Raw genomic sequence first — 21,302 nt, forward strand, 5'->3', positions numbered from 1 at the left:
TGTCCCTAATTAATAAGGGGGTTGAAAAATTGGAACAAGGTTTAATGATATATAGAGACCTTTGAATAGAGTCTGTCGTTGGATCACTTCATGGGGCAAGATTTTAAACCTAAATTTTCCTTGGTTAGATTAGTTTTAATATCTAATTGAAGGCATAAGGTTCGTTAGAATGTAATGAGAGGAATTATATAGAAATGAGGAAAAATGAGTAGATCATGTTTTTTAAAAACGATTATGCACACATTTTTGAAATCAAAATATACTATTAGTGCGGATACTCGATGTTCTGTAAAACTTCTGGCCTTGATACGACCCTCTAGCGTGGGAAACTAGAGGGCTTTTTGTTTTTTTTGTGTACCTAACAGGTATGGACGTAACTACCTTAGAATTGATCTCGGAGAAAGGGATTTATTAGGGACAAGTCTTTTTTTCACCATTGGACTAATACTGCAAGGTGAAAATTTCCAACCTTTCATATATATTTCATGTTTTATCAAAGAAACAGCTCGGGAGGAGAGGAATGCCCCGAGTTTTTTTCGCTCCCTGTCCGCTTTTTTAAATACTAATTGATCATTCTAAATGGTGAAGAACCAAAAAACACCACTTAAATAGAAGTTATATTTCCAGGACTATCTCCAACTGCTATTGTTCCGGTCACCATATTTGTATTACCGTCAATTACAGCAACACTGTTGGTGAAAAGATTAATAGCATAAATAGTATTTAAGTCTTCGCTAACGGTTATACTCGTTGGACCATTTAAACCAATAATGGTAGCAGTTACTATATTTAAGTTTCCATCAATAACGGAGACAGTATCGCCTAAGGTATTAGTCACGTAAATCAGGTTAGTATTTTCATTTAGAGCAATACCAATGGGGAATACCCCCACTGTAATGGTGGAAGTCACGACAAATGAAGTACCATCAATTACGGCTGCAAGGTTATCAGCTACATTTGATACTAGATAAATTAGGTTTGTCAATTCGTTGACTGTTAAATCTGAAGGACTTCCCCCTAAAGGGACAGTCGCTGTGATCACAAAGCCAATGTCACCATCAATAACGGAGACTATTTGTGAAAATTGTGATACAACGTAGATTAGGTTTCTTTGTTGATCAACATCAATAGCACTTGCACCAGGAGCTACGGTAACCGTATTAATAATTACATTAGATGTTCCATCAACAATAGTTACAGTGTTTCCTAAACCAGTAGTAGGACCATTATTAGCTAAATAAATTAAGTTTTCATTTTCATTAACAGCCACTCCAAAAATATTTACATCAATTCCTGCTGTTATTGTGTTAATTATGATATTCGTTGTAGCATCAATAACAGAAAGAAACATATCATTATTAGCTACGTATACTAAACCTGTGACAGAGTTAGCAGCAATTCCAGTAGGGTTAGTGACTCCCGTAATCGTATCAACCACCATATTTGTAGCTGTATCGATCACAGAAACATCATTAGAATCAGTATTCGTAACATATAATAAGAGGCATAACACTTCCGTTATCCCAACCGACTGCACGTTTTGTCCATCCACGGTTGCACTCGCGGTAATTGAAGTTTCCGTCGTAGGCTTTGAAGGTGTCACGACAACAGTCGTCACAAAATCTCCATTTATACCCGTAGTGGATGGATTTGGCATGAACGAAACACCCGATGTATTGGACGTAAAACTAACATCAACACCCGCTTGTGGTACACTGTTTAACGATACGTCACCCGATATTGGTTTTTTACAATTTATGAAGTCGGGTAAAAATAAATTCAATTGCGGAGTCACCGGATAATCGATATCCTGTAAGACCTCCGGGCTTGATACCATTAAACGAATGAATTGAACAAACTCACTTGATCCGTTAAATGCGGTCACTGTTGGATGAACGGCAGTGGCGGTAATCACATCGCTTCGATTGGCTAAATCAATCTCCACCTCGATTAAAAACGAAGATAAAGCAGCTAAACTATACAATTCACTCTCGGTTCTGCTTGCATTGACTATAAATGAATCCGAGTCAATAAGTGTCTCTGGTGAAAGGCTTTCGTCTAAAAGTCTTACGGTTACACTTGCATTATTAGAAGGATCTGTATTACGAATACGAACCTCGATGTTTTCTAAAGTCGTGTTATCAATTGGACCCGTCGTAAATAAAATAGACATCTTTTATTCACATCCTTTTTTAATTTACTATATGTTATGTTAAGAAAGAAGATTTGCATGGACGAAAGCGGATTATACGAAAAATTAGGTACACATTTTTGAAATCATAGTAAACTATTTAGTGCGGATATGTGATATTCTGTAAACCATCTGGAATTGATAAAACCCTCTAGCATAGGAAACTAGAGGGTTTTAATGTGTTAAACTATACTAGGATTTTAATCCGAACTAATCCACTTAGAGTTGATATCAGCAACACGAGAAAATTTACTTGAGTCTCATCACCTTTTTACTGGCCCCAGCAAAATATCTTATTTTACAAAGTCGAAAAAAAGGTTCATGCCAAAACTAGAGCCTAGAGTTGTTCCCGTAGCCCGCATATGCCAATATGGGCTAGCATAAAGGAGTAAACAATGTGATTCCTTGTGGAAGAATTCCTACTGTAATTGTAGTAATTAATTCATTCGAATTCCCATCGATTACAGAAATATTGTTTGTAGCCTGATTGATCACATAAACAATGTTTGAGTCTTCATCGATAGTTATCACCGTAGGTTGCTCACCACCAGTAATAGTGAAAGTAACTATATCTAAGCCTCCATCAATAACGGAAATATTACTGCTCACTATATTAGACACATAGATTTGATTGTTTTCTTCATTGAAAGCAATTCCAACTGGGTTGTCACCAACAGTAATTGTAGCATTGACAACATATGAATTGCCGTTAATTACAGATACAAGGTTATTGGGGCCACCTGTAGCTACATAGATTTTATTTTCCAATTCATTAACAGAGATACCTTGAGGGGAACCTCCCACATTGACAGTTGCCGTGACCACAAAACCAATATCTCCATCAATAACGGAAACGATCCCTGAAGTATCAGATGTGACGTAGATTAGGTTTCTTTGGATATCAACCGCAACCCCCGTTGCATCGGGCGGGACGGTTGTAGTACCTATGATTTGATTAGAAATCGTATCAAGAATAATTAAATAACTTGATATATCATCGTTACTAGCTAAATAAAGTAAGTTTTCACTTTCATTAATAGCAATCCCGAATTGCCCCACTCCTCTTCCATCTGTTACAGTGTTAACAATGACATTTGTTGTAGCATCGATAATGGAAAGAGCATCATCTTGGGCTAGTACAAAGTTATATACATAAACTAAATTGGTTTTGGAGTTAACGACTATCCCATCTGGGTTAGAGAATCCTGTAATGGTATCTACCACCATATTTGTATTAGTATCAATAACGGATACATTATTAGTTATAGAATTTGTTACATATAATACAGAACTACAAACCACTGTCGTTACCCCAACTGATTTTACACTTTTCGCATCTATGGTTGTACTAGCGGTAATGGCCGTTTCTGTTGCTATTTTTCGCTGTTTCACGCCCACACTCGTGACAAAGTCCCCGTTTAAATCCGTAGTGGATGGATTTGGCATGAACGAAACACCCGACGTATTAGACGTTAAACTAACATCAACACCCGCTTGGGGAACTCCCTTCTATTGATACATCTCCTTTAATCTGTGATTTGCAGTTAATCGTATTGGGTAAAAACAAATTAAGTTGTGGTGTCATTGGATAATCAATGTTTTGTAAATTTTTCGGATTTGAAACGAGTAAACGAATGAATTGAACAAGCTCGTTCGTATCATCAAGAACTGTTATTGTTGGCTGAACGGCAGTAGCGGTTGTTTTATCACTCCGTTTTGTTAAGCTGACTTCCACCTCTACTAAAAATGATGTTAATAAGGCAGCACTATATAATTCACTTTCCGTACTGTTTGGTCCAATGGTAAAAGAGTCTGAGTCAATAAGGGATTCAGGAGACAAACTTTCGTTGAAAAAACGTATAGTTACACTCGCATTATTAGACGGATCCGTATTACGAATACGAACTTCGATGTTACTTAGATCCAATTTTGTGTTATCAATTGGACCCGTCGTAAATAGAATAGACATTTTTATAGACCTCCTTTTTCGAGTTAATGTATATGTTATGTAAGGGATGACAAATTGGTGTGGACGAGTGTGGATTTTTCATAGGATTTAGTAAATGATCAAGAGATTAGTATAAAATGAGTGCGTTACTTAATGTTCTGCAAAGTTTAGAGATTGATACGACCCTTTAGCGTGAGTGCTAGAATTTTCATTGTGTTTTCTAATATAATAAACTGTGGAAAACGAAAGAATTATTCATGTACCAGATGACTTTCAAACTATACAAGAAGCTCTTGATAATGCATCTCCATGAACGTTAATAAAAGTATCTGCAGGAAACTATAATAACTAAGAATGCTAGTTATATTGTATTCTTGGTATTTATTATTTAGTGTTTTTCTGTTAGGAGGTTTTTTGACAATTCTCAATGATATGTAGAGAAAAACGGGGTAATCTTCACAACCTATTACACTACGGTTATTTGTTCTGCTTAACAAAAAGATTATATGAAAAAAGGGAGTTTTGTATAAAAAACTCCCGCAAAGGCTTGTCCTAGTTTACCATTGTCATCTGAACCATAAGAATGACAGAGTAGAATAGAATTATATAGACAGTATTATTTCACTATGTTTACTTGAAAAGTTGTCCATTGTGATATATCTGAACCTCCAGCATGAACACCAGGTCTAGGGGCAGCAAGAATATATAGATTGTAAGCTGATTTTAGAGAAACCTTGTCTCCGTCCTCAAGGCACCCGTTGGCATCTGTTTGATTAATAAGAGTGAATGTTTCCTCATGTAAAGGGTAAGTTGGACTAGAGGTTAGGTCCCCTGACTGCTTTCCAGAGAAATAATGACCATCACTTGTCTTAATTGCCACTTGTTCTCCATTCTTAATGCAACCACGATTATTTCCTAGTAAAGATACCGTAGCTTCATTTGGAGAAATTGAAACATCTCGTCCATTTACTGCATGTAAATACCCACCTATAGGCGTTTTAAGAGAAACTTGAGGGGGGAGGGGATATTCTTGTAAATCCCGCCCAGTCAAGTCGGAGTTGTCATCTGGTCCACCAGGGCCACTTACTAAAACAGATAAATCAGAGCTACCTCCTTCATTTCCCCACCTATTTATACCCCCACCATAAGGACTTGATGAATCATAGCCAGCAAGGGTTGTTGTAGTATCAGAACTCATCCATGAAGGCCATGCATCAAGTCCAGAAAGTACTTTTTTATTCGTTTTATCTAAAGCAACAAGCGAGTTCCAAGTTTTCCAAGAACGACCTTTGCTTGTTTTATCAGATAATGTAGCTATTGTTACTTCATTAGGTATGTCGTCAAAAAGGTCAATAACAGGAATATCGTCTAAAGGAGCTTTAATCGTATGATAAATATGGGTTCCAGCATTTTTCCAAGATCCATGAGAACCATTTGCAGAATAGACAACGGGATGCCCCTCATAATATTCTAATTCATCTGCTTCATAAATATTACTCCACGCATGGTAATCATACTGAGCATAGGCTATTTCTTCGTCAATAACACGTACAACTATTTTTTCCCAATCTCCAACGTGGTGTCCAAATTGAGTAAGGAAAGGTAGTGAACTAAAACGAGAAACATCAAGAAGGAATCGAAAATCCTCAATTGCATCAATATTCTTGCCTCGATTATAAGGATAAAAGACCATGTAAGAGATGTCTGCAACCTGATAATCCACATCTGTCCAATAAGCATAGACTTTGGCTGTATTTAAGTCTCCATTAAAAAAAGGAATGACACATGAATCACAGTTTATGCTTTGTTTGGTTCTAAGAGAATAATGATTACTTGAATCTAAATAGCGTTCCATATGGTTAAACGCCCAATCGACAGAAGAAGGATAATACTGCTCCCCTTTAGCAAACCACATATACGGTGCGTATTGTTCCATAATAGCAAGCTTCTCACTATCTGTATATTCAGCAGAAAAGCTCTTTGCTTGTACCGAAACAGCCGGTAAATGATATAGACATAGAAATAGAATACTAAGCAAAACTAAAAGTGTTTTTTTCATTTTATTAACTCCTTAATCTCAAATTTGAATCGCTTCATTATATCCTTAACTTTTTTTATGGTTAACCATTATTGAACAATCTAGAGGATTTTATGAGTAAACATTAAATCATATTGAGTTAACTTTCATAATTATTTTTAATATTATGAAAAATAGAAACATGAAGTTTGAATAAACGGTTTTAGTACTAAAAAATACTTTTGATAATCCGCACTAGTCCACACTCCTTTTCTTCTCTATACATAATATAAATAAATAGAAAAGGAGATGTTAATTTATGGCTGTTCAGTTTACAACAGCACCTATTGATAATCAAAACAATAATATTATATTGGTAGAAATACGTATTCGTAATACGGATCCCTCCAATCAAATGCAAGTAGTAGCAAAACTGTTTGATGAAGGATCATCAACTGAATCATTAGTTAGTTCAACAGCATTTGTAGTGAACTCAAGCAGTACTGAAAGCGTATCATTAATTACTGCCACATTGACCTCATTTTTGATTGAAATAGAAGTTGTTTTAGAAAATCGAAGTGATGATATTACCGTTACAGCAGCTCATCCTACCATCACTATATTTGGAAATTCAATTGAATTTATTCAGTTTATTCGTACACTGGTATCGAATCCAAATATATTACAAGAGATTGAATATCCCATTACTCCTCAATTAAATTTATTTTTACCAGATAAAATTGACTGTGGAGGAACAATTTCAGGAGATTTAACACTTGGTGGGGTACCTCAACCAGGGATTGATGTCATGCTATCAGCGAGTGTGACAGGTGTTTCGTTTACACCAAATCCATCTGTAACAGATATGAATGGGGATTTTGTAACGACGGTAACAGTACCAAAACCCACTTTTCTTCAAAATTCGCTTTTTTCGGCTTCAACGCAATTTAACGGGAATAATATTCAAACTCAATCGATAACAGAGGTAGAGTGTGGTGTCCTTTTATATGTGACAGGAGGAGGAGAAGTTTCTGTTGTTGACGGAAATAGCAGAATGATTATTGACACAGTCTCAATCGAAGAGGTTAGCGTACAGGATATAGGGGTTAGTCGTAGTACGGCTCAATTGTATGTCCCATATAGTAGTGGTTCGTCTACTACAGGCATTTCTGTCATTGATCTTCTTACAAATACATTAAATACTAGCGTTACTTTTCCCTCTGGCCAAAGGTTCGGAATTGATGTGAATAAATTGTTAAATAATGTGTATGTTAGTCAATCATCAGGTGTAAATGCTATTGAAGTCATTGATCCACAGTTAAATCAAATAATAGATACCATTACTATTTCTAATGGGGGAAATGTTCCATTTGGTGTAGCCGTGAATGATATAACTCAATCAGTCTATGTTGCTGCAGACAATGTTATTATCCTTATAGATGCAAATACAAACAATATTACGGATACGATTGGTACTGCAGGTAATTATCTTGGTATTGCTGTTAGTCAAAATCTAAACAAAATTTATGCGAAAGAATTCTCTAACAATATAGCGGTTATTGATGGAGCTATTAATGAAATAGTCATGACTATCACAGTAGGGGCACCTGGAACAGGAGCAACTTCTCCTCTTGCTGTTAGTGAGAATACAGACCAATTATATGTATCTAATGGAGGTGACGACACCGTTTCAATCGTAGATGTGACAAACGATATCATTATTAAAACCTTGTCAGTTGGGAATAGCCCCGCTGGAATTGCTGTTAGTGAGACATTGGACCAAGTATTTGTAGTTAACTACCAGGAGAACACTGTATCTGTTATTGATGCGATAACGAATAACATTATTGATACGATAACAGGTTTTATGACAGCTGGTAATGCTGGTGTCATCGCCATAAGCGAATCTTGTTAAAAATAGGCTCTAACATAGGTATATACCGTTCCATTTATGAGTTGACTTAATAGTAATATACTGAAGGGAGGTGAAAATATGGCAACCGGTAAAAATCTAATAGAAATTCAAATTCCTTCATCATCTTGTTATTTTGTTCCATTTATTGGTGAGACTCCAATTTTGGAATATAAATTAGTTTTTGGTACAGTAGGCCCACTATCTGAAGAAGGAATCATTATTTTTGGTGGAGAAGCTGAAGAATTTTTTAACGAGTTTATTGGAGATGAAATTGCTGATAAAACATTTATTAGAAAAGGAGAAACCCCTCCCGATAGCTTAACAAAGCCACCTTTTCCTGTTGATTTTATTCCAACAGCTGAAACAATTTCCCAATACCTTTACGAGCAACTCTTCCCAGCCTATTTGAAAACAAGTGGCATTCTTGTTTCGGTTATAGTTAGAGCACCAAGAATTGATGCTGTTTTTACAAACGAATCGATTAGAAGATTAGTTTTAGATGATTTTCATTAAGCTCAGCTGTAATCATTTCCTGTCTAGCTTCAATAATGGTTTCATTATATTTCCTAAGAGTAAACGTTTGTAAAACTTTTCAAACTGCTTTTTTTGATCTTTTATAAATCATTAGAAGTTTAAAAGAAGGTACTTTGTCGTCACTATTTGTGAGAATCAACTAAAATATATCAACAATAGAGCAGTTGATAATGTTTGAGTTAATGTCAGAGCATTTTCTGCAATAATTGGCAGGAGATGCTCTTATAGATTTTACTTAGCTTAAAAACGTCCCACTCCTATCATTTTTTTCGAAGTAATTTTCATTTCCTTGTTTCCTCTATTTCATATGTACCACTACATAAATAGTAGGATTAATGATTATATCTTTTTTTGTAAGTCGTCATTCCTTCTTTTTAATGTACTTAAATGTGTTGTATAGGAATACGAACAGGTATGGACGAGTGCGGATTTTTTGGAAAATTAGGTACACATCTTCGAAATAAAAATATACTATTCGTGCGCTTACTCGATGTTCTGTAAAATTTCTGTAATTAATAAACCTTCTAGCGTGGAGAACTAGGGGGTTTTTTGTGCTCTTGTGCACTTAACGGGTGATTATAAGGTAATTCCTAAAGAAATGTGATATCTCTTGGGCTACCTCCAACCGTAATCGTTGATGTCACTATATTTGTATCACCGTCGATCACTGAGACATTGTTGTCAAATTGATTGATAACATATATGACATTTGAGTCTTCAATGAGGGTTATTGCTGTTGGGAACTCCCCAACACTTATTGTCGCAGTTACTACATCTAGGTTTCCATCGATAACTGCGACATAATTGGGCCCTTGATTAGTAACATAGATGAGGTTATTTTCTTCATTTAAAGCAATTCCTACGGGTGAATTACCTACTGAAATTGTAGCAGTTACGACAAATGAACCTCCGCTAATAACGGAAACCAAATTATTAGATGGTCCACCTGTACCTGTCACATAAATTTTATTTGTCGATTCATTGACTGCTAAGTCTCTAGGAGATCCCCCCACCGTGACAGTTGCTGTGATAACGAAACCATTGTCACCATCAATAACAGATACGATTCCTGAAAATTCGGATGTAACGTAAGTTAGATTTCTTTGTTGATCAACCGCAACACCTTTTGCAGCGGAAGGGACGGTAACCGTATCAATAATTACATTAGATGTCCCATCAACAATGGTTACGGTGTTTGCGGCACCACCATTATTCGCTAAATAAATTAAATTTTCGTTTTCGTTAACAGCAACTCCAAATTGTTCCACATTTATTCCAGCTGGGATTGTATTGGTAATGAGATTGGTTGAAGCATCAATGACAGATAACATGAAAAAAACATCACTAGCTACGTATACTAAGTTCGTTACTGAATTAGTAGCAACTCCAGTAGGAGTATTTATTCCTGTAATTGTATTAACGACCATATTTGTAATTGCATCTATAACAGAAACATCATTAGATTCAAAATTCGTAACATATAATAAGAAGCATACCACTTCCGTTATCCCAACCGACTGCACGTTTTGTCCATCCACGGTAGCACTTCCAGTAATTGCGATTTCTGTCGTAGGATTTGGCACGGCTACACTTGTCACATAATTCCCGCTCATATCGGTTGTGGCCGGATTTGGCACGAACGAAACACCCGAGGTAGTGGACGTAAAACTAACATCAACACCCGCTTGTGGTACACCGTTAAACGAGACATCCCCAGATATTTGTCCTTCACAATTAATTATATCTGGTAAAAATATATTCAATTGCGGAGTGATCGGATAGTCTATATCTTGCAAAAGCTCTGGTCTAGATACCATTAAACGAATGAATTGATTAAACTCGCTCGATCCGTTAAATACCGTCACTGTTGGTTGAATGGCAGTCGCTGTGATCACCTCGCTTCGATTGGCTAAATCGATCTCTACCTCAATTAAAAACGAAGATAAAGCAGCTACACTATACAATTCACTCTCGGTTCTGCTTGCATCGACTGTAAATGAATTCGAGTGAATAAGTGCTTCCGGTGAACTACTTTCGTCTAAAAGTCTTACGGATACACTCGCACTGTTTGACGGATCCGTATTTCGCACACGGATTTCGATATTACTTAAAAAAAGATTCGTGTTATCGATTGGTCCCGTCGTATATAAAATAGACATCTTTTACTCTCCTCCTTTTTGAATGTACTTACAGGTTATGTAAAGGAATACGAACCGGTATGGACGAGTGCGGATTTTTTGAGAAAATTAGGTACACATCTTCGAAATAAAAATATACTATTCGTGTGGTTACTCGATGTTCTGTAAAATTTCTGGAATTAATAGGCCTTCTAGCGTGGAGAACTAGGGGGGGGTTTGTGTGCTCTCGTGCACTTAACGAATCCATCCCCTAGTTAAAAGTCAATTGCGTTAAATGGATGTCAGCAACACGCTATAACCATATGTGTTTATTCACCATGATAAAAGTCCAAGCATTATTACTCTTATTACATATGATGAATTGAATACTAAAATGGAGGTGAAAATTATGGGGCATGGATTTCCCCAACATCAAATTAAATACGGACTTGATGCTATTGTTCGACCGGAAACCCGAATTTCCGTCGCTTTACAAACAGTCCTAAACCCGCCAGCGGTAGACTTGGAACAAGATTTACAAGCACAATTTATTTTTTCCGACCCTGCAACAGCTCGTTTCGTTACTATTACAGCTATCATTGATGGGGAACCAGTGCCGGTTGAATTAGAAGATGGATTTTATAGAACTGATTTAGGCGTCGTCAAACCAAATGAATCGATAACAACGTTAGTAACTCTAGGTTCGGAACTAGCAGGACGGGATGTAGGCTTAACCGTTGAATTACTGGAGGCGAATGGAAATAACATACTTGCGTGTGAGGATTTATGGGTTGCCGTACAGCCAGCTTAATTACGACAAAAAATGACTAGAGAGGAGGATGACACATGGCCACCACTGTTCACCAAATAAAATGGAATTTACCGGCTTTAGTACTTCCAACTACAACTACCCCGGCAAATCTACAGGTGGTAGCAAATGTAGACGCTGTTGACCTCGTTGAAAACTATTCAGCAAGGTTTGTTTTATCTGACCCTACTACTCCAGAAAACTTTGTCATTATGTTTAATGTTGATGAAAACCCTCGAAGACTTGAGTTTAACAGTGCAGGTGTTGCAGTACTTCCCGATGTTTTTTTAAACGAAACAGTAGCTGGGACATTTAGGATTGAAATTCCGTTTTCTGGATTTATCACGTATCAATTGTTTGAACAAGAAACGAAGACTGTCGTCGCAGAACGAATAGTTTTAATTGAAGGCATTAAAACTCCAGAATGAAAAATCCCCACTTCTTGCATTAAGAAATGCGACAGCGGGGCTTTCAATCTGAAGAAATCATCTGTTACTAATATAGGTGATATTTAACTAAAGTTTAACCGAAAAAGTCCTGTACGTCTTTCTTTACGTAATCCTTATCATTTCATAATCGAGAAATTGTCATTCAACTGGCCTTTGGAGATCCTGCTGCGTAATCTCCCTTTTCTCTAGATAGCGGCGGAACTTGGTTTTCGTTTTTTTCCTCAAGCTTATCAGCTCTCTTAATTCGAATAGCATTATTCACCTCAGATCATTTGAAGGATTTTGTCTAATTTACTTTTAAATAAAACCAATTTTTGAACATGCTTTATATAAAAATTCCCATAAATTGAGTTGTAGTAAAAAACCATCCTAGTCACAAAAAACTTAAAAATCGCCTTATTTTAGTTAAATCCGCACTAGTCCAATCATTTTTTATTCACTCACATACCATAAAAGGAAATGTGAAAAGGATGTGAGTAAAATGTCTATTATATTTACAACAGGTCCTATTGATAACACTAATTTAGACTTAGGTAATGTTGAAGTTCGTGTCCGCAATACAGACCCGTCAAACAGTGCGAGTGTATCCGTACGATTTTTGGATGAAAGTTCATCGCCTGAGTCACTTATTGACTCAGATTCATTCATGGTCGATGCAAGCAGAACCGAAAGTGAATTGTATAGTGTAGCTGCTTTATCTTCGTTTTTAATCGAGGTGGAGGTCAATTTAGAAAATCGAAGCGATATAATCACCACCTCGGCCGTTCATCCAACAGTGACCGCATTTAACGGATCAAGTGAGTTTGTTCAATTCATTCGTTTAATGGTATCAAGCCCGGAGGTCTTACAGGATATCGATTATCCGGTGACTCCGCAATTAAATTTATTTTTACCCGACTTCATCAAGTGTAAAAGACCAATATCGGGTGACGTATCGTTAAACGGTGTACCACAAGCGGGTGTTGATGTTAGCTTTATGTCTAATACGTCGGGTGTTTCGTTCATGCCAAATCCATCCACTACGGATATGAATGGAGATTATGTGACGACTGTTGTCGTGACACCTTCAAAGCCTACGACGGAAACTTCCATTACCGCGAGTGCAACCGTGGATGGACAAAACGTGCAGTCGGTTGGGATAACGGAAGTGTTATGCCTTTTATTATATGTTACAAATTCTGAATCTAATGATGTTTCTGTTATAGATGCATCTACGAATATGGTGATTGATACGATTACAGGAATCACAAATCCTACTGGAATTGCCGCAAATACCGAAACAGGTTTAGTCTATGTAGCTAATAATGATTTCTTCCTATCTGTTATTGATGCGACAACAAATCTCATTATTAACACAATAACGGCTGGAGATGGTGTGTTTATCTTTGGGATCGCTGTTAATGAAAGTGAAAACTTAATTTATTTAGCTAATACTGGTACTAATGTTATAGGCAACACTGTAACTGTTGTTGACGGAACATCTAATCTCATTATTGATACGGTTACCGTTAGCGATAACGTTATCGAACCTGCTGAGCCAAATGGTATTGCGGTTGATCAACAAAGAAACCTAATCTACGTTACATCTACTATAGGTATCGTTTCCGTTATTGATGGAGACATTGGTTTCGTAATTACAGCAACTGTCACGGTAGGAGGTACTCCTCTAGGTATAGCAGTTAATGAATCGACAAATAAAATATATGTAGGTACAGATGGTTTGTTTGAGAGTGGTCCTGTTGCCGTTATTGACGGTGCTTCATTTGTTGTGATTGCTACCATTTCAGCAGGTATCTCTCCTACCGGAGTGGCACTGAATGAAGATAGCAATATCGTCTATGTTACAAATTTATTATCCGACAATGTTTCTGTTATAGACGGAAACTTAGATGTAGTTACGGCAACCATTTTTATTAGTGATACTTTAGGTGATATAACCTTCAGTGAAGACTTAAATAATATTTATGTTGTCAATAGCTTTGTTTATGTCATTGATGCTGATACAAATATGGTAACGACAACGATTTCAGTAGGGGATAACCCAATAGGTGTCACGTTTCTATAATTTATGAATAAACAAAATTAACGAATAATAGGTGACTAGATACATTTATAGAAAGGCTAAATAAGAGCTAGTCAACTTTTGTTAAATAAAAAATATATAAAGGAGTGAAATAGAATGTCCATTTTATTTACAAGCGGACCGATCGATAACACAAATTTTTTTTTAGGTAATGTTGAAGTCCGCGTCCGCAATACGGATCCATCAAACAGTGCAAGTGTAACTGTAAGACTTTTAGACGAAAGCCTTTCACCAGAGGCACTTATTGACTCGGATTCATTTATAGTCAATGCAAGCAGAACCGAAAGTGAATTGTATAGTGTAGCTGCTTTATCTTCGTTTTTAATCGAGGTGGAGATCGATTTAGCCAATCGAAGCGATGTGATTACCGCCACTGCCGTTCAACCAACAGTGACCACATTTAACGGATCGAGCGATTTTGATCAATTCATTCGTTTAATGGTATCGAGCCCGGAGGTCTTACAGGATATCAATTATCCGGTGACTCCGCAACTTAATCTGATCTTACCTGAAACAGCCATTTGTTCAATGGCGTCAATTATGGGTGATGTCTCGTTAAATAATATCCCTCAAGCTGGGATTGACGTTAGTTTTACTGCTGACACGTCGGGTGTTTCGTTTATGCCAAATCCAGCAACTACGGATATGAATGGTGAGTATGTAACGAGTATAGTTGTGACCTCGCCGAAAGGACCGACAAATACCGCTGTTACTGCAAGTGCTACTGTGGATGGGCAAAGCGTTCAGTCTGTTGGGGTGACAGAAGTTGAATGTTTACCCTTTGAAATATATGTTACGAATAATGGTTCTAATGATGTTTCTGTTATCGATACAGTTACAAATATGGTGGTTGATACGATTACGGGAATCACAAACCCTACTGGGATTGCCACAAACTCGTTAACAGACTTAGTATATGTTGCGAATAATAGTTCCTTCCTATCTGTTATTGATGGCACAACAAATGTCATTATTAACACAATCACAATTGGAATATTTGTCTCAGAATACGGAGTTGCTGTTAATGAAAGTGAAAACTTAATCTATTTAGCGAATAATGGTGGTTCGGCAAATACGGTCATTATTGTTGATGGAACATCTAATGTAATCACTGATACTGTTTCTGTAACTTCAGCCGCAATAGGTGTTGCGGTTGATCAACAAAGAAATCTAACTTACGTCACATCTGAAGGTTCAGGTGTCGTATCTGTTATTGATGGTGATAATGGGTTCGTCATTACGGCAACTTTCACGGTGGGTGGTTCTCCTCAAGGTTTAGCAGTCAATGAATCGACAAATAAAGTCTATGTGGCTGGTACAGGTGTAGCCAGTGACGTGGTTTCTGTAATTGACGGAGGTTCATTTGTACTGACTTCTACCATTTCTGTGGGTAGCCTTCCTTTAGATGTTGCGTTAAATGAAAATACCAACCTTATTTATGTTACTAATCAAGGGAGTGAAAATGTTTCGGTTATCGATGGAAACTTAGATGTAGTAACTGCGACTATTACTGTTGGTGGAAATGGGCTAATAGCAATAACCCTTATTGAAGACTCTAATACTATTTATGTGGCTAATGCGAATAGTAACAATGTCTCTGTCATCGACGGTGATACAAATATGGTTATCACAACAATTACAGTAGGAATTACTCCGAGAGATATTACGTTTCTTTAATTTAGGAGCTTTTAAACATGTGAATATTGAATTGACATTTTGTAAGATTGAGAGTTTGGTTTTTTCATTATAGAGAGTTAAAAAGAAGAGGGCATTTATTGTCCTTTTCTCCATGAGAGTTTTATTAATGAAAAATACAAAAGGTAATTGCCCTTGGTAAGTACTTTCAAATAGTTTAATAAATAAAATGAAGAAAGGAAATGAGTGAATTTGTCCATTTTATTTACAAGCGGACCGATCGATAACACAAATTTTATTTTAGGTAATGTTGAAGTCCGCGTCCGCAATACGGATCCATCAAACAGTGCAAGTGTAACTGTAAGACTTTTAGACGAAAGCCTTTCACCAGAGGCACTTATTGACTCGGATTCATTTATAGTCAATGCAAGCAGAACCGAAAGTGAATTGTATAGTGTAGCTGCTTTATCTTCGTTTTTAATCGAGGTGGAGATCGATTTAGCCAATCGAAGCGATGTGATTACCGCCACTGCCGTTCAACCAACAGTGACCGCATTTAACGGATCAAGTGAGTTTGATCAATTCATTCGTTTAATGGTATCAAGCCCGGAGGTCTTACAGGATATCAATTATCCGGTGACTCCGCAACTTAATCTGATCTTACCTGAAACAGCCATTTGTTCAATGGCGTCAATTATGGGTGATGTCTCGTTAAATAATATCCCTCAAGCTGGAATTGACATTAGTTTTACTGCTGACACGTCGGGTGTTTCGTTTATGCCAAATCCAGCAACTACGGATATGAATGGTGAGTATGTAACGAGTATAGTTGTGACCTCGCCGAAAGGACCGACAAATACCGCTATTACTGCAAGTGCTACTGTGGATGGGCAAAGCGTTCAGTCTGTTGGGGTGACGGAAGTTGAATGTCTACCCTTTGAAATATATGTTACGAATAATGGTTCTAATGATGTTTCTGTTATCGATACAGTTACAAATATGGTGGTTGATACGATTACGGGAATCACAAACCCTACTGGGATTGCCGCAAACTCGTTAACAGACTTAGTATATGTTGCGAATAATAATTCCTTCCTATCTGTTATTGATGGCACAACAAATGTCATTATTAACACAATCACAGCTGGAATAAATGTAATCCAATTTGGAGTTGACGTTAATGAAAGTGAAAACTTAATTTTTTTAGCGAATAATGGTGGTCCTGCAAACACCGTAACCATTGTTGACGGAACATCTAATGTAATTATTGATACTGTTACCGTAACACCTCAAGCCAACGGTGTTGCGGTTGATCAACAAAGAAACCTAACTTACGTCACATCTGCATTTACAGGATTCGTATCCGTCATTGATGGTGATAATGGGTTCGTCATTACGGCAACTATCACGGTGGGTGGTTCTCCTCGAGGTTTAGAAGTCAATGAATCGACAAATACAATTTATGTTGCTTTAAGTTCTTTTCCTCTAGTATCTGTTATTGACGGAGATTCATTTTTACTGACTTCTACCATTTCTGTGGGTATCGTTCCTTTAGATGTTGCATTAAATGAAAATACCAACCTTATTTATGTTACTAATCAAGGGAGTGGTAATATTTCGGTTATCGATGGAAACCTAGATGTAGTAACTGCGACCATTACCGTCGGAATTGGGAGCGGCCTATCAGCAATAACCCTTATTGAAGACTCTAATACTATTTATGTGGCTAATACGAATAGTAACAATGTTTCAGTTATTGACGGCGATACCAATATGGTTATCACAACGATTACAGTAGGAGGTAGTCCGTTAGATATTACGTTTCTTTAATTAAGGAGCTTTTAAACATTTGAATATGGAATTGACATTTTGTAAGATTGAGAGTTTGGTTTTTTCATTATAGAAAGTTAAAAAAGAAGAGGGCATTTATTGTCCTTTTCTCCATGAGAGTTTTATTAATGAAAAATACAAAAGGTAATTGCCCTTGGTAAGTACTTTCAAATAGTTTAATAAATAAAATAAAGAAAGGAAATGAGTGAATTTGTCCATTTTATTTACAAGCGGACCGATCGATAACACAAATTTAAACTTAAATAGTGTTGAAATCCGCATACGGAATGTGGACCCAACCAATAGTGCGAATGTAAATGTAAGATTGTTTAATGAAAATAGTTCACCTGAATCTCTTAATCAATCAATTTCATTGACAGTAAATGCAAATAGTACCGAAAGTGTTTTATATAGTGTAGCATCGTTATCATCTTTTTTAATCGAGGTCGAGGTCGATTTAGAAAATAGAAGTAATATTACGGCAATCACTTCCGTACAACCAACGGTTACTTTGTTTGATATTATTAGCAATCAATTTGTTCAATTTGTACGCTTGTTTGTATCCAGTCCCGAGCTTTCACAGGACGTTAATTACCCTGTAACACCTCAAGTTAATCTGTTTTTACCGGAAAAAATCAACTGTAAGTATAAGATTTCTGGCGATGTTACAATCAATCAAGTACCTCAGTCAGGTATTGACGTATCTTTGACTTCGGATGTAGCAGGTGTATCTTTCTCACCTAATCCTACTACAACGGACTTGAACGGGGAATATGTAACAACTGTTACCGCTGTTGATCCAACCGTTACGCAAGACGCAGCTATTTTTGCAACCGCACAAGTAAGCGGAAGTAACTCTAGTACAATAGGAATTACTGAAGTGGTTTGTGGTATTCTCCTTTATGTGACCGGTGGAACAGTTGTCTCTGTAGTAGATGGGACGACTCGTTCAATTATTGACACGATCACCGTTTTTAATGCAGATTCAGTAGCTATTGCTAATAGTAATGAATTCAATCAATTATATGTTGGTTATGCTGGTGGAACTTCTGAGGTCACTGTCATAGATACTTTAACTAACTCTATTTCAACTACTCTTAACATTGAAGATGATGATACAAGAGGAATCGCTGTCAACACTAACACGAATCAAGTGTATATAAGTTTTGATAATTTGGGTGAAATCACTATTTTCGATGAAGAACAAAATGTATTTATTACAACGTTTTCAGTAGGAACGCTTCCCAGAGGAATTGCCGTCAATGAAACTACTAATAAAGTGTATGTAGCTAGTAATAATAATATCACGGTCATTGATGGCCAAACAAATGCGATAACTAACACATTGACACCTTCAGGCTTGTTAACGAATATAGCCGTTAGTGAAAATATAAATAAGGTTTATGTAACTAGTGATGGACCAGACAGAGTATATATTTTAGATGGAGTTACCGACAATATCTTAGAAACAATAACGGGTATTAATATTAGCGCCACCTCAGGTGTAGCCGTCAGCGAAAACACGAATCAAGTATATTTTGCTTCTGATCCAAATAATATTGGAGTAATAGATGCTATATCTAATGTGATTACGGATACAATTAGTGTCGGCAGTTCTCCAGCTGGTATTGCGGTTAGCGAAACGACAGATCAAGTATTTGTTGTTAATTCGGGAGAAAACACGGTCTCAATTATCGACGCAACAACTAATATGATAGTTGGCACTATTAGTGGATTTTTAGATCCTTTTGTTTTAGCAATTAGCGAATCTTGTTAAAGGTATCATATTTATCTATAAAAAGAAGGGAAGTCCTCTCTTTAAGGGCTTCCCTTTACTTATAATCTTATTATTTGTTTCAACTGATTTCGTTTATTTTCTATACCTAGCTTTAGCTTGCGGAAGCACCTGCGTAGCAGGAGGTGTGGTATAAAACCACCTACTTTTAGTAGCATTTCTTTTAGTCGGCTTTAGCCGATAAAACTCGTAGGCGGTTCAGTCCGCCTACGAGAAATCTCCGTACTTTAGTGTGGAGTCGTTTAGTTTACCTGGATTATTTCGATTAAAGTTAACTAAATATTCAAGTCGTGATTTAGAAATTTGCCTAGGTAGGTTTTAGGTTCATGACTAAGTGTACTGTCAGAAAATCAAGAAAAGATGTTTTGGTCAATTTAAAGCAATCACTTTCATACTAATCGTATTAGGTTTTATTGAGGAGAACCATTCGTGTTTTTATCTATGTTGTACTGATGGAGTTGAAATACACTTTCACCTTTCTATTTAACATGAATGATTTTCCCTTTTGAATTAAAGTGTACATTTTTATTTACAAGTATTCCCTTTTCATTCACATACTGAGTATAGGCTATTTTTTGATTTTTATTTTTAATAGGGTATTTAAATGTTCTTATTCTGATCAAACATTTAGATTTACTAATGAACATGGTATTTTGAACGTGTTTACTTGGAGTTAAAGTAATCAAAATTTTTTGTTCCGGCCTTTTGTGTACAACAACATCAGCATTTTGAGCCGTAAAACTTTTGATGCAAGATAATAACAAGAAACACGGACAACTAGATGCACAGGCAGATGGGATGCAAGGGGATATATTACATGATGGTGGGGGTGGAGCATTTAATTTCACAGTACGTGTTTGCACTTTAACATCATTTGAATTCACTATACTATCTCCTTTCATCAAAATTTTTAAGTCTTCACAATAGTAGATGCGAAAATTGCTGTAGTTGCTTGTGTTAAAACCCAATAAACGATAGAAAGTTGTTTTTTAGCAAAGAAAACGAACAAATGGACGACTATGGAACACCTAGACTAAATTGTTTCTAAATGAAAGAAGAAGGTATCATCCTTTTTCATTTTTTAAAGGAATGAATGACTCTCATATTGAATTATTGAATGATAAGTAAAATTTTGAGAGGAGTTTTAAAGGATGACAGAAAAAATCCCGCCTGTTGTAACGGTTACAAATAGTGCATTCGAAAGCACCAAAGGAGTTCTTTTTCAAGGGAAGTCGCCTATTTTACTGCCTGACTTAGTCAATAATGCATGGGGAGGATTGTTTAACCCTTCAGATTCTCAGTTGAATTTATTTTTAGGTCTTGGTGCTATATCTAATTTTTCAAATACTGTTATTAAAGTTGGTATATTCTTAAATTCTAAACCACCTGGGACGGTATTTGAATCACCACAATCCGCCCCACTTAAAATAGGATCGGATAATAAACCTTTTGGAACGATCTTATACAACCAATCAATTCAAGGAGAACCTATTGGTGGAACTGAAATTGTATCACTATCAGTAGGTCCATTTTCAACTTTTTCCGATTTTAGTATTTTAGGAAGAGTAATTGTTCAACCAGGAACAAATATCCTCTTTTTTTTGAGTAGCGAAGAAAGTACAGAAGCTTCAGTTACTTTTAGCTGGTGGGAGAGTGTGGGGATTGTATGTTGATTATTTACTTGTGTAGAAGAAGGGGTGGTTAAGTATTCTTCCTTCGTACTTTAGAGTGAAGTAATTAAGTTATCGAGCATTTTAGTTGGGAAATTTAGTGTATTAGATTTTGACTATTATTCAAATATAGGGAAGACTACCTGAAAAGCACCTATTAAAGGTGCTTTTCCTTTACTTCACAAGATTTGTTTCAAGAATCTCTTAGTAAATGGAGGGTTTATGTATTTTTCTTGGTTATGTTTGTTGTGACCTAGCTAAAATTAAAAAATTGTATAATACTTCTTTTTGTTCAAAGGTAATATCCTTA

15 protein-coding genes are annotated in these 21,302 nt (G+C 36.4%); 9 read left to right on the forward strand and 6 right to left on the reverse strand.

All coding sequences use genetic code 11. From position 1 onward, the window contains the following. Positions 1-604 precede the first annotated feature (604 nt). From LC087_RS17510 to LC087_RS17525, 4 genes are all read right to left on the reverse strand, one after another. Positions 605-2,173, reverse strand: a complete 1,569-nt coding sequence (locus tag LC087_RS17510) for a YncE family protein (protein WP_226540976.1) — start codon at positions 2,171-2,173, stop codon at positions 605-607. Between the two features lie 393 nt (positions 2,174-2,566). Next, entirely contained in the window at positions 2,567-3,637 is a 1,071-nt protein-coding gene (locus LC087_RS17515) for a beta-propeller fold lactonase family protein (RefSeq protein ID WP_306019744.1), read from the reverse strand. 37 nt (positions 3,638-3,674) lie between these two features. Then, a complete protein-coding gene (locus tag LC087_RS17520; protein WP_306019745.1) occupies positions 3,675-4,160 on the reverse strand; it encodes a hypothetical protein in 486 nt (161 codons plus the stop codon). A gap of 595 nt (positions 4,161-4,755) precedes the next feature. Then, positions 4,756-6,198: a Vps62-related protein gene (locus LC087_RS17525; RefSeq protein WP_226540978.1), complete on the reverse strand. Its 1,443-nt coding sequence runs from the start codon at positions 6,196-6,198 to the stop codon at positions 4,756-4,758. Positions 6,199-6,475: 277 nt separating this feature from the next. Between LC087_RS17525 and LC087_RS17530 the strand changes: the two genes are divergently transcribed. Both LC087_RS17530 and LC087_RS17535 read left to right on the forward strand, forming a co-directional pair. Further along, complete coding sequence (locus LC087_RS17530; protein WP_226540979.1) at positions 6,476-8,071, forward strand: YncE family protein; 1,596 nt, start codon at positions 6,476-6,478, stop codon at positions 8,069-8,071. 78 nt (positions 8,072-8,149) lie between these two features. After that, on the forward strand, positions 8,150-8,584 hold the full coding sequence (locus LC087_RS17535) for a hypothetical protein (protein WP_226540980.1): 435 nt from the start codon (positions 8,150-8,152) through the stop codon (positions 8,582-8,584). A gap of 611 nt (positions 8,585-9,195) precedes the next feature. On the opposite strand, the gene LC087_RS17540 is transcribed toward LC087_RS17535, so the two are convergent. Then, positions 9,196-10,764 (reverse strand): beta-propeller fold lactonase family protein, encoded by a 1,569-nt coding sequence (locus LC087_RS17540; protein ID WP_226540981.1) that lies wholly within the window; start codon positions 10,762-10,764, stop codon positions 9,196-9,198. A gap of 367 nt (positions 10,765-11,131) precedes the next feature. Here LC087_RS17540 and LC087_RS17545 point away from each other — a divergent pair, with 367 nt between their 5' ends. From LC087_RS17545 to LC087_RS17570, 6 genes are all read left to right on the forward strand, one after another. After that, positions 11,132-11,533: a hypothetical protein gene (locus tag LC087_RS17545; RefSeq protein ID WP_306019746.1), complete on the forward strand. Its 402-nt coding sequence runs from the start codon at positions 11,132-11,134 to the stop codon at positions 11,531-11,533. Between the two features lie 35 nt (positions 11,534-11,568). Beyond that, positions 11,569-11,958, forward strand: coding sequence for a hypothetical protein (locus LC087_RS17550; protein WP_226540983.1), 390 nt, complete (start codon positions 11,569-11,571; stop codon positions 11,956-11,958). 502 nt (positions 11,959-12,460) lie between these two features. After that, positions 12,461-14,044 carry a beta-propeller fold lactonase family protein gene (locus LC087_RS17555; RefSeq protein WP_226540985.1) on the forward strand — a complete coding sequence of 528 codons (1,584 nt, stop codon included), beginning with the start codon at positions 12,461-12,463 and terminating at the stop codon, positions 14,042-14,044. Between the two features lie 114 nt (positions 14,045-14,158). After that, positions 14,159-15,739, forward strand: coding sequence for a YncE family protein (locus LC087_RS17560; RefSeq protein WP_226540987.1), 1,581 nt, complete (start codon positions 14,159-14,161; stop codon positions 15,737-15,739). 204 nt (positions 15,740-15,943) lie between these two features. After that, positions 15,944-17,527 (forward strand): YncE family protein, encoded by a 1,584-nt coding sequence (locus tag LC087_RS17565; RefSeq protein ID WP_226540989.1) that lies wholly within the window; start codon positions 15,944-15,946, stop codon positions 17,525-17,527. A 205-nt stretch (positions 17,528-17,732) separates the two neighbouring features. After that, entirely contained in the window at positions 17,733-19,304 is a 1,572-nt protein-coding gene (locus LC087_RS17570) for a YncE family protein (RefSeq protein ID WP_226540991.1), read from the forward strand. Positions 19,305-19,801: 497 nt separating this feature from the next. Here LC087_RS17570 and LC087_RS17575 read toward each other — a convergent pair whose 3' ends face one another. Further along, entirely contained in the window at positions 19,802-20,206 is a 405-nt protein-coding gene (locus LC087_RS17575; protein ID WP_226540992.1) for a hypothetical protein, read from the reverse strand. Positions 20,207-20,473: 267 nt separating this feature from the next. On the opposite strand from LC087_RS17575, the gene LC087_RS17580 reads away from it, so the two are divergent. Continuing rightward, the gene (locus LC087_RS17580; RefSeq protein WP_226540993.1) at positions 20,474-20,995 is read left to right on the forward strand and encodes a DUF6143 family protein; all 522 of its coding nucleotides are present in this window, start codon (positions 20,474-20,476) and stop codon (positions 20,993-20,995) included. Positions 20,996-21,302 lie beyond the last annotated feature (307 nt).

The organism is Bacillus carboniphilus, assembly GCF_020524035.2.
GTDB lineage: Bacteria > Bacillota > Bacilli > Bacillales > JAIVKR01 > Bacillus_CC.